Source organism: Planktothrix sp. FACHB-1355 (genome assembly GCF_014748295.1).
In the GTDB taxonomy this organism is placed as follows: Bacteria; Cyanobacteriota; Cyanobacteriia; order Cyanobacteriales; family Aerosakkonemataceae; genus Aerosakkonema; species Aerosakkonema funiforme_A.
In genome coordinates this window covers 1-3268 of sequence record NZ_JACJUP010000811.1, presented here as the reverse complement: position 1 = coordinate 3268, position 3268 = coordinate 1, and the positions used below count along the sequence as shown (strand labels likewise).

Genomic DNA, 3268 nt, shown 5'->3' with positions numbered 1-3268 from the left:
CAAATAAAGATGTGATTTGGTTAGAAGTTCCTTTTACCTCTATGCCAAAAAGCTTGGGAGTCTATACAGAAAAAGATACTTCAGTAGATGGTAAAAATATCGGTTTTCCTAAAGAGGGGCTGCGTGTGGTGGCTACCAAAAAATTTTTGGCAGCTAATCCAGCCGCCAAACGCTGGTTTGAATTAGTGCAGATTCCCCTTGAAGATATCAACGCTGAAATGTGGCTATTCCACGAAGGTAAACGCAGTCCAGAACAAATTCGTCAGCGTGCTGAAGAATGGGTGAAAAAGAATCAAAAGTTATTTGATAGTTGGTTGGAAGAAGCTAGGAAAGCTGGCAAGAATTCAGGCTAATTTATCCGATTTTTTAAGCGTCTAAAACATCTATAGTTGCAGAGAGTGCTGTCTGGATCGCTCCTTGAATTGAGGCATGGTTGATAGCGAGGTGTTCGCCTGCAAAAAAGACGCGAGGGTGATCTAAAGGGTAAGGCTGGCACAAAACTTCCTGATATTCTTCGTGGTCGCCTGGGGTAAAATAAGCATAAGCTCCAGATCCGGGTTTGATTTGTTCATCCCAAGACCAATGTACAATCTCGTCAACGTATCGATCGATTTGCGGATGGATTTGTTTGACTTGATCCAAGGTAGAATCGGTGCGCTCGCTCTCATCAAGGGCTAAAAACTGCCGTGAATTTTTTTCCCAGCGGTAACCACCGGTAAAGACAGATGATTGATGAGAAAGTTCCCTCTCACGAGGAATCCATCGATACTCAACTGAGCCTTCTTTTGTCAAAGTGGCTAGCTGAGCGTTATCTGAAGGATACCAAATCTGTTGGATCGGTAAATCTGTAAAGCTGGCACCGCCATAGATTCGATCGTGGAGTTCCCAAGGACGCGCGGTACAATGAAATAAAGTTTTGGCCGCACTACCGTAGGTAAGGCTGCGATTGGCTTGCTTTTTCTTGGCTGGAATATCCGGAGCGAACTCGATCGTTGCCAAAGCGGAAGCAGGAACCGTGCAGATGATATAATCGAACTCTTTGGCAAAGCTGCTATCCAAATTGTTCCAGCGAACGATCGCTCCCTTATCAGTAATTTGAATATCTGTCACTTTCGCGTTCAACTCGATCTTGCCTTGCACTCGTTTAGCAAAGGCATTCACCAGAGTTTCCATCCCACCAATTAGCTGATATTGTTCAACTCGATACCAACTAAAAAAGTCGATCGAGCCTTCTAGGAGGGATACTCGCTCGTAATGGAGCATACCCGTAGTGTGACCGACCATTTCAAAGGCTTCCTGAGAAAGGCGATCGCGAAAGTACTGTGCAAAAGATATCCCATCGTACTTCTTCAGCAGGGTACTGGAAAACGACGGACAGAACATCTCCCACTTTTCAGCACAAGAGAGAGTTTCTGTCAACTCCCGCAACAGGTCATCGTACAAAATAGCTGGGTCTTGCAGCTCTTGTGGCAGCAGATCGAAAACGGCAAAAAATTCTGCAAACGCATCAATCCGAGCCTTTTTGCCGCGAAGATAATAGAAACCAGCCGGGTTATAGCTAACAAAACGTCGCGTGGGCAAATTGAACTTTTCCAAATAATACATCGCACAGCGATGATTATTGGGAATACGCATCGCCCCTAGTTCTCCGTAAGTTCCATCACTGAAGTAATGAGTGCGAATGCGTCCGCCCAGACGATCGCCAGCTTCCCAAATTGTCACTTCGTGACCCAACTGACTGAGTTCGTAGGCACTGGTTAACCCAGCAATACCACCACCAATAATGCCAATCCGCTTGCGATCGCCACCGCGATCGCGAATACGGAGGTCACCTGGGTGACTATATAGTGCTTCAAAAGAGAAAGGGCGATCGAACTGCTGTGTATGACGAAACGGATTAAATTTTGAACGATCGTTCATCAAAAAACACTTGATAATTTCAGATTTCAGATGGCAGATTTATCCAAATTTGAAATTTTAAATCTGCCATCTGAAATTTCGCTAACTGACTGCAACTGGGAGATTTAAATTTGTATTCAAAGCATTCTGAGTACTGGTTGCCGAACCATTTTCTTTTTGATTTGCAGGCTTGTTTGAGTTGCCAAAGAACCAGTCAAGCCCTCCGTCTCCAGTGCTAACTAAGCGCAGCTCCCAATCAGAAACTTCCTCATAGCTCATATGGTGAGTATCGGCGCAGGCTGTCATAAAGCCTCCGAGAATTTCTGGGTCTGTAAATCGCACAAGACCCGACCCACGGATGCTATGACCTTGAGGAGTTCCTGGAATAGGAGATATAGCATAAGTACCGACCCAAAATTGTAAAGCCGGATTAATACTCTTGAGGTCTTGATAGAGTTCCGAGATTGCTTCTTCCAGGCGGAGCATAGTTTCGTGGCTATCTTCTGGTAGACCGATCACCACCCCGTATTGCAGTCGAGCCACACCTGCATTGACGATCGCTCTTAGCATATCGCAGTGCTGTTTCCAGGGGAGCAACTTAGCATAAGATTCCCGCCCGACTACAGGACGTTCTGCCGGAATGAAAGCCTCGTAACAACCAATTTTGCCATCCCAACCCCAGAGAGCTTGTATAAGTTCGTCGTCTGGAATCAAATCTTCCGGACTCCGCTCATAACCGCGTCCTTTGGTTGCCTTCTTTATTTCCAAACCATTACACCAGTTGAGAGCAAGTCCCAAATCCCGTACTCCCTGCATGATTTCCAGAACTTCTTGCTTGCCCTCCTTAAACAGCACCCGACCCAGGAATTGATCCGACAAGCAAATGACCGAATTAGCACCCGCTTCCTTCTGACGGCTGAACCATTGCAACGCTCTTTGAGGCGTCATTCTGCGGTAACCGATTTGGTAGGTGGGAGTTTGGCAGAAATCGCATTTGCGATCGCATCCCAAATCCGGCATTACCGAACCGCTAGGTGGAAAACCCAGTACTCCGGGTTTGTAATACATCCGACTCAAGCATTGCTTGGCCACCTCCACACTGGGCAAAGGCCAATCTTCCGGACTCATGGGGGGCAAACGTGAGGGATATTGACTGCCGTCAGCCAAAAGCACACCCGACAGCTTTTCCTCCATCGGTCTTCCCAACACATAGTCGTAAATCGCCTTGTTTGCCCCACCAGTTTTATCTAGGACAATTGCTGTTGCCCCTGCTTGTAGATAAATGTGCGGTTCGGCAATGGCATCGCTACCCCCCACCACCACTGGTCTGCCACCACGGGATAGATGTTGAATTGTCATCAAAGCCAGT

The 3268-nt window shown here is 46.8% G+C and carries 3 protein-coding genes; 1 reads left to right on the top strand and 2 read right to left on the bottom strand.

The window, feature by feature from the left end; all coding sequences use genetic code 11:
* Positions 1-353 (top strand): glycine betaine ABC transporter substrate-binding protein (locus H6S82_RS25265; RefSeq protein WP_277926561.1); only part of this gene is annotated, 353 nt, incomplete at its 5' end.
* 13 nt (positions 354-366) lie between these two features.
* On the opposite strand, the gene H6S82_RS25260 is transcribed toward H6S82_RS25265, so the two are convergent.
* Both H6S82_RS25260 and H6S82_RS25255 read right to left on the bottom strand, forming a co-directional pair.
* Positions 367-1920 (bottom strand): NAD(P)/FAD-dependent oxidoreductase, encoded by a 1554-nt coding sequence (locus H6S82_RS25260; RefSeq protein WP_190474018.1) that lies wholly within the window; start codon positions 1918-1920, stop codon positions 367-369.
* Positions 1921-2001: 81 nt separating this feature from the next.
* A partial coding sequence (locus H6S82_RS25255) for a radical SAM protein (protein WP_191056896.1) occupies positions 2002-3268 on the bottom strand: 1267 nt, incomplete at its 5' end.

Coding starts and splice junctions, on each gene's coding strand:
- H6S82_RS25260 (WP_190474018.1), bottom strand. CDS start 1,920: ATGAACGATCGTTCAAAATTTAATCCGTTTCGTCATACACAGCAGTTC.